At 53.8% G+C, this 6095-nt stretch carries 5 protein-coding genes, 1 tRNA gene and 1 pseudogene; all 7 read right to left on the bottom strand.

Annotation, left to right across the window (positions count from 1 at the left end; all coding sequences use genetic code 11):
* Window positions 1-287: 287 nt before the first annotated feature.
* Complete coding sequence (locus tag ABHR75_RS09540; RefSeq protein ID WP_320678128.1) at window positions 288-1109, bottom strand: hypothetical protein; 822 nt, start codon at window positions 1107-1109, stop codon at window positions 288-290.
* Between the two features lie 713 nt (window positions 1110-1822).
* A tRNA-Val gene (locus tag ABHR75_RS09535) sits at window positions 1823-1897 on the bottom strand.
* A gap of 138 nt (window positions 1898-2035) precedes the next feature.
* Window positions 2036-2824, bottom strand: a pseudogene (locus tag ABHR75_RS09530) (DUF3825 domain-containing protein).
* 282 nt (window positions 2825-3106) lie between these two features.
* A complete protein-coding gene (locus ABHR75_RS09955) occupies window positions 3107-3385 on the bottom strand; it encodes a DUF4160 domain-containing protein (protein ID WP_195568916.1) in 279 nt (92 codons plus the stop codon).
* Window positions 3385-3651, bottom strand: coding sequence for a hypothetical protein (locus ABHR75_RS09525; RefSeq protein WP_055287420.1), 267 nt, complete (start codon window positions 3649-3651; stop codon window positions 3385-3387). The genes ABHR75_RS09955 and ABHR75_RS09525 overlap by 1 nt, the downstream gene beginning before the upstream one ends.
* 243 nt (window positions 3652-3894) lie before the next feature.
* Window positions 3895-4713 (bottom strand): AbiU2 domain-containing protein, encoded by an 819-nt coding sequence (locus ABHR75_RS09520; RefSeq protein WP_195568917.1) that lies wholly within the window; start codon window positions 4711-4713, stop codon window positions 3895-3897.
* Window positions 4714-4807: 94 nt separating this feature from the next.
* A complete protein-coding gene (locus ABHR75_RS09515) occupies window positions 4808-5902 on the bottom strand; it encodes a hypothetical protein (protein WP_346964195.1) in 1095 nt (364 codons plus the stop codon).
* Window positions 5903-6095: the final 193 nt, after the last annotated feature.

Below are 6095 nucleotides of genomic sequence, written 5' to 3'. Positions count from 1 at the left end.
CCATCCGCCCAACGACCATCCCGCCGGCGCCGGGACCATTATCGGGGCCAATCGCGCTCCCGCCGACCCGGCGATTTCAAAACCATGCCGGTTTACGGGGCCAGGCCGGGAACCCCCGAGCATGCCGTAATCGGTAAAATCAAAACCGCAGGTAGACGACTTGCGCATTCAGCGAAATGCAGGGTATGGACGGCCGGTCCAGGTCCAGCCCCGTAATCCGGCATAGTTTTGAAATGATACTAATTCACTAGCAGGAAAACTAGGTCGTTCTAGCGCCTTGTCGCCGGCTAATTTCCGAGTTCCAACCAGTTGCACAGAACATTTGCTCGCAGTCGCGTCTCGGCGCGCTTCATTGCCTCGGATTTGGCTTTATATCGAATCCCCAAACGACTGCAGACGCTTTTGATTATGGCGTCTAGCTGTTTTTTGTCGTTAAGCATATCGTGGGTTACCAAGAACACATCGAAACCCATGCTCTGGAGCGCAGTCATGCGCTCCGCATCTTGGTCAAGTACCGCGCCTGACCCATGGATGACCTCACCTTGGATTTCGATAATTGCTGCCTTCATTAGGATTGGGTTTACAATCACGATGTCACCGTAGCAAACCTTTTGACCTGCGATGCTTTGGGCTTCCTCGGATAGAGGGGTTAAATCGTTGAGGTATACGTATCTGAATCCTGAACCACCTAGACGTCGAGAACGACTTAGAAGCAGGACCCCCGCGACCTCGAGTGGAGATGCAGCAATGCCGATAACCTGCTGAGCGGCATCATAAAACTGCTTTCCCCACATTTGACTTTTGACCTTTTCGGCGAATCGATGCAAGTCGCTCAGTTCGATGAGTGGCTTTCTCATCCAAAGCGAAGTACCTTTGAGTTTCGTAACCTCTCTTCCATCCTCGCGATTGTTCGTTTGGCCTTCATTTACTGGGACCTTTACGGTTGTGCGGGCATAAACTCGTTTCCAAGGAATCTCGTCTTCGCCTTCTCCAAGTTCGAACAGATTCTGCGTGCTGGAATTGCGATTCTCCTTTAACGCGATTTTTAACTGCATTTCGACAGCGGGGGTCGGCTCGAAAACAGAAAACCAGCCGCAAAGTTCGTACATAGCCAGTACGAGATCTATTGGACACAAAGCGTGTCATAGTAAATAACGTGTTAAGCGGATTGGTGACGCTAAAGCCTAAATGAGTGTCGGTTGTTGTGCCGGTATCCGAAGCCCCTTCCCAGCGAATAGTGGAGCGCAATCCCGAGTGGTGATTACAACAACCTGGCGAAGCAACAGCGATAATCGGGGTCTTGAGGACATCGGTTACGAAAGGGGCTTGGGATAGGGCCCGCCAGCCGTCATCGGAGCTGGGTAGGCGCGGGTAGAGGTCATGCACCTGCGGTGGGCAGCGCCAGTAGCGGAATGCGGTGTTTGCGCAGACGATTTCGTCCATGTGGCCTCCCCTGGTTTCGACCGTAGGCCGTGCGGAATGCGGGCATGGCCGATTATCTACCGGGGCATCATGCGGGTAAGTACGGGAAGCAAACCAAATGCTGACAAAAGCATGCCGAGTTCCGCCGAAAAACCGTCGTGTGATAGAAAACCGCTGGAAGGAGCTTTGGGCATGTGGTCCCTGTCTCCACATTTGCGCGCGGATCACATGGGGAATTCAATGAAAATACGCATGCGTTTTATACAAAACATGCAATGGCGTCAGCAAAAAGGGTGCGAAAAAAATGACGCCTTATACGACTACGATTCGTTTTGGAGTCACCCTTGGTGTCAAAAAAGAAAAAGGTCAGAGGTTTAACACCTCTGACCTATGCTTTAGATGGTGGGCGATACAAGATTCGAACTTGTGACCCCATCCGTGTGAAGGATATGCTCTACCCCTGAGCCAATCGCCCGTCGCCTTTCGGCAAAAGAGATACTAACATAGCCGTGCGTGGTTTACCAAGAACTTTTTGCTTCCGATTTTAAATTCGCGGGCGCAAACCGCGCCACAGCAATCAGGGCAGCCGACAAACCCCCAGCTAAACCACCCTTTATCGCTTGATCCACGAGGTTTCGGGCCGGCAGATAAGTCGCGCGTTGTTGTAGGCCATGTCGAGCGTGAGGCAGGTGCGCGCGGCGTAGAAACCGTCCTCGCGTTGGATGGTCAGCGCCAGCTCGGGCTTGTCGCCGGTCAGGCACAGCGGTAGGAGTAGCTGGATCCGGCCGCCGTAGAACTGCGGCACCGCGAGCGTATAGTTGGCTGCGGCGCGGCGGGCGGCCTCGACGACGGCTCCCTCAAAGGCACGGCGCAGCAGCAGCGAGTTGCCCTCCCCCATCAGGCTGGCGGGAATGCGCGTAAGGTTTTCCTCGTCGCCAAGAATGTGATCGATGTTGGAACGGATGGGCAGACGGTAGTCAAAGACCAGCTCGGAGGGGTCCTCGGCAAAGCGCACGCGGCACGGCAGGTACTCAAATGAGACCAGCATGGGGTCGCTCTCCTTAAAGAAGCCCTTCAAAAACCAGCGCTGGCGCGCGTCGGGCTTGGTGTTGGGTTAAAACAGGCCATAGATGGTCTCGTAGCGGCGCGTATACAGGCCGGTGTTGAACAGGCAGCGGTCGTCGTCGAACACCAGCGGCAGGTTGGACGGCGCGGTCTGGTCTACGTCGCGCTCGGTCAAAAACACCGCGCGGCTAAACGAAAACGACAGGTAGTTTTTGAGGATGCGGTTGCTGGGACCCCAGTCCTCGGGGTCGGCAAGATCGACCAGGCGGTCGTAGCAGGGCTCGGGGCAAAACGCAAAGTCGTATACATTGCTGCACAGGGTGTTGGGGATCTCCATGTGACGTCCAATCCATCTCATAGCTGGCGTGCGGATGCTTTGATTCTATACGTGCGAAGCGTCGTCGGAGATCACGATGCAATGGCACCTAAGCTCGTTGGCTAGATTGTCGAACGTGCGGCGTCTAGCAACGAGGTCCTGGATCCAGGCGTAGTACTGGTTGTCTTTGGGTTCCGGGCTATCGGAAAGTACGATTGGAGCACTAGCGGCGTAACAGGAAGGTCCCGCCCGTCAACATCGGCAATCATGAGTTGACAAGCGTAATCATGGCTCAATTGCGGTTTAGCAATAGAATGTCAGGGAATCTTCACCAAAGGTTTCGTGCCACTTGTCACAAATGTATCGATGGTTCATGGTGATTAGTTTTGAAAGATCCCTGAGATCCTTAGCCGGAATCTTGCTCTCGTTGTTCGCAAGTGTGCATCCGCCATTTTTAGTGAGCCAAAACTTAGTCGAGTTAGCAGCCGCCCTCTTTACCCCTACATGGATGTGAACGGGTTCTCCGTTTTCCGCGATCCAAAAGAACAGAACATACTGTCCAAAAACAAGAATTCGAGGCATTATGCCACCGCCGGTCCAGCTTTTTGCCGTTCTGCAAGCTCGAAGATAAACGGAGCGTTTGATCTAACGAACTCGGTCAAAAAATCCAGTTCGTCAGTAGAAAATCCTTCGACGTTAAACCATTTGACCGCAGGTAGAAAGCATTCTGCATGGTCAAAACCAAAATCAACCGGGCGCTCGACGGCTACGCGAACGGTCCCGTCGTCTCGTGTTTCTGAGTAGGCAAACTGAGTGCCGTCATCTAGCTGAACATAGCTCCAAAGCATTGCTGCCTCCTTAGTGTTTATATCCAAGTATAAACAGCCGCTTAGATGCAACGTGATGCGAATTGAATTATTCCCATAAGACCTGAACTGCTGATTATTTGTATTACTGAGATTTGAAACACCTCACACTTCAGTGTCTTTTTGGCATGGAAAACCGTCATTGTGCGAAAGTCGGACTTTATGTCAAGGATCGTACTCAGATTCAAGCGCTTGCCTGCTTAACTGTTTGCAAGCGCTTGAATTCTATAGATTACCCAAATGCTGCTCAACAGTCTCCATGCCAACCTCCACATATTTTAGGAGACCTTGTATATCGTTGCAGTTCTTGGGCAAGCGATCTTTTTCAATACCAGTAATTTTGGCTAATAATTCGATTGTCAGATCGAGTGCGAAGTCGATTAGTTTTTGAATTTCACTGCAAGTTAAAGGAAGTCGCTTAACTAGCTCATCATAATTCAGTGCTTCCATGTCGCTATGGGCGAAAACCTTATTTCGCTGATCGCGAAGCATGTCAGTTAGTTTACTGAGACCGTTGAGTCGTTTTTTCCACAAATTGGAAAGGTCATGAGTGGTTATACACACGGTAACCATTCCGTAATGATCTCCGAACAGTTTTTCATCTGAGCGTTGAGACTCAACCTCTTTGGGGTAAAAACGCTCCTCGTCCTCTGCCAATGGGTGAACGATTGGATTAAGCCTGTCAAAGTTTGGTCGATCACTGAATATAGAGATTGCAAGTGCGTCGATTTCAGTAGAATGAGACGAGACTTCTTCTATTAAGTTCCCAATACTGATGTCGCTTTTGGCATCAAATAACCGCGCGCAATTCATGAAACAGGATTCGGTTAATGCAAGTTGTGTAAAGCTGAAGAAGCAGCCAGCGCAAATTACTTCATTCTCATAGTCAGAAGATGCTTTAGACAGTTCGCGAAGGATTGCTAGTTCCGTGTTGGCATAAAATGCCTCGTTGTACAGATAGCTGCAACGCTCGAACAGCTCAAGAAGGCCGGCGTTTAATTCTTTTTTGGCAGCGTCAACTGTATGATCAGATTCGTGGTTCATGTTAGATAAATCCTGAGCAATTGTCGTAATAAACTATTCTACTAATGCGTCGTTACGAATATGGTCTTCTACATTGCTTATCGAAATGGGTGCTTCAGCAGCGACATGCGGCAGCTAGAAACACTGTTCCCAACAGGAAAAGCGTCACGGAAGCGGTGATCCAGTTGCTGTCGCCGGTCTTGGGGAGTGCCACAGTTGTCGCGGTGGCAGCCTTGGGCTTGGGGACTTTGGCGACCGTGGTCTTGGTTACTGTCGTTGTTGACTTGGTTGTCGCGGCCGCGGGTTTCAGCGAGGGATTTGCCGTGGGCCCTGTGGTGGGCTCTGCGGCAGCAGGGCTAGTATCGGCGGGAGACTTGTCCGCCCCACCGCCAGGCACATCGACCCCTTCGGTCTCCCCCGCCGGAGGTGTGGCGACATCGGGCTCAACCACCACATGCGGTGCCAACGCATCGCCGGCATCCACCACGCCACTAGCACCAAAGACCCCACCAGCAGGCGCCACAAACCGCGCGGACGCAAGCGACCCGCCCAAGCACGCAACGCCGCCGTCGGCGCCGGTCGCATCGAGCCACGAGGCATCGACGGAAAGCCGGCAGCCGGCCGCACCAACGCCAAGGCCCGCATCCTGCAGATACACGCCGTAGGCGCGCACGCCCGCTCCGGTCCCGGCGCCCGCGGCAACGACGCGCCCGCCGCCGCGCACGGCCATGTCGCCTGCGATCACGCCGGCAACCGCCTCGTCCGTAATATCGGCCCCGTCTGCCCTCGCATCGACGGTGCAGCCTTCCACCGCTAGCGCCTGAGAAACGTGGACCCCGCACTGCGAGCCCGTCGCCGTCAGGGTCCCGGCACCGCGAAGCGTCAGGTTGCCCCACACCTCCATGCCGCACAGCGTGATGTCCGCATCGGGCGCATGCGACTCCGTCACGGAGTTTTGCCCGGCAAGCGTCAGCACCAGGTCGCCGTCGGCGCCGATGGCCTCGCCCGCGTAGCCGTTAAGCTCCAGATGGTCGGCATCGGTCCAGGCCCAGCCGGGGCCCGACGCGCCCGGCTCGTAGTACGTCGCGCCCGCGATGATGAGGCTCTCCGCGCCCGCGGCATAAGAAGGCCCGCCTAGCAAAACGCATAGGCAGGCCATGGCAACAATCGCAATGTAATGACGGCTGGTGTGGGACTCGGCAGCAAACATACCCGCTCCGATCTTCGCAGGAGCCAATAGAATGTGCACCAGAAAATGCCCTGGTAGCAGCAGTTATTAGTTTAGCGAGATCAAGCTGTAATCAAAGGAAATGTCCCTGTTAGCGTCGGAATAATTTAGCCAAATATAGTCGGCCGAGATTGACCAATCCCGGCCGACCCATTTTAGCCAACACGCCCGCATC

This window comes from Collinsella aerofaciens (assembly GCF_039752955.1).
GTDB classification, from domain to species: Bacteria; Actinomycetota; Coriobacteriia; order Coriobacteriales; family Coriobacteriaceae; genus Collinsella; species Collinsella aerofaciens_BI.
Note: the sequence above shows the minus strand (reverse complement) of the source record. Positions and strands in the feature narration are given on the sequence as shown.